This window comes from Kocuria sp. NPDC057446 (genome assembly GCF_042802875.1).
GTDB lineage: Bacteria > Actinomycetota > Actinomycetes > Actinomycetales > Micrococcaceae > Kocuria.
Genome location: NZ_JBHVDI010000296.1, coordinates 1 through 1,296 on the forward strand (window position 1 = coordinate 1; position 1,296 = coordinate 1,296).

1 protein-coding gene is annotated in these 1,296 nt (G+C 63.0%); it reads left to right on the forward strand.

The window, feature by feature from the left end:
- The first annotated feature begins 51 nt into the window (after positions 1-51).
- A complete protein-coding gene (gene nrdF, locus ACFU0Y_RS18190) occupies positions 52-1,050 on the forward strand; it encodes a class 1b ribonucleoside-diphosphate reductase subunit beta (protein WP_017834614.1) in 999 nt (332 codons plus the stop codon).
- The last annotated feature ends 246 nt before the right edge of the window (positions 1,051-1,296 follow it).

Genomic DNA, 1,296 nt, shown 5'->3' on the forward strand with positions numbered 1-1,296 from the left:
CGTCCGCAGGACGCGCGCGGGGGTCCACCCCGTTCGAGGAAGAGACAGATCATGACTCTGGAGAAGAGCGAGAGCATCGACAAGGTGCAGCTGCTCCACCACCAGGCCCAGGCCATCAACTGGAACCGGATCGAGGACCCGAAGGACGACGAGGTCTGGGACCGGCTGACCGCGAACTTCTGGCTGCCCGAGAAGGTGCCGATCTCCAACGACGTCCCCTCCTGGAAGACGCTCACCGCGGAGGAGCAGCAGCTCACCATGCGGGTCTTCACCGGTCTGACGCTGCTGGACACCATCCAGGGCACCGTGGGCGCCGTGTCCCTGATCCCGGACGCCGTCACCCTGCACGAGGAGGCGGTGTACACCAACATCGCGTTCATGGAGTCCGTGCACGCGAAGTCCTACTCCTCCATCTTCTCGACGCTGTCCTCCATGAAGGAGATCGACGACGTCTTCCGCTGGTCCCGGGAGAACCCGTACCTGCAGAAGAAGGCCGACATCATCATCAAGTACTACAAGGGCGACGACCCGCTGAAGAAGAAGGTGGCCTCGACCCTGCTCGAGTCCTTCCTCTTCTACTCCGGGTTCTACCTGCCCATGTACTGGTCCTCCCGGGCCAAGCTGACGAACACGGCCGACCTGGTGCGCCTGATCATCCGTGACGAGGCCGTGCACGGCTACTACATCGGCTACAAGTTCCAGCGGGCCATGGCCCTGGAGTCCCAGGAGCGCCAGGACGAGCTGAAGCTCTACACCTACGAGCTGCTCGAGGAGCTCTACGAGAACGAGGTGCGCTACACCGAGTCGCTCTACGACGGTGTCGGGTGGACCGAGGACGTCAAGAAGTTCCTGCACTACAACGCCAACAAGGCCCTGAACAACCTGGGCTTCGAGGCGCTGTTCCCGAAGGAGATGACCGACGTCTCGGCGGCCATTCTCTCCGCGCTCTCCCCGAACGCCGACGAGAACCACGACTTCTTCTCCGGCTCGGGCTCCTCCTACGTGATCGGCAAGGCCGTGAACACGGAGGACGAGGACTGGGACTTCTGATCCCGTGTGAGACGCCGAGCTAGTTGGCCGAAACGGCCATATTCGGCCAGAACGGCAGACTGAGTTGGCCGATGGCGGCACAGTTGGCGGAGGCGTCTCCCAGGTTTCAGGGAGGTGCGGTGAGTGATTTTTCTGGAACTGGGCGATTGCCGTGTCGCATAAGGAACGGGTGGCCCTGTTGTAACAGGGCCACCCGCGGCGGGGCAGCGGACACGATCCCGGGCCCGGCTCCAGACAGTACTATCC

What these genes read in the sequence shown, in the direction of transcription:
- nrdF (WP_017834614.1), top strand. Translation starts at nt 52, where the DNA reads ATGACTCTGGAGAAGAGCGAGAGCATCGACAAGGTGCAGCTGCTCCAC.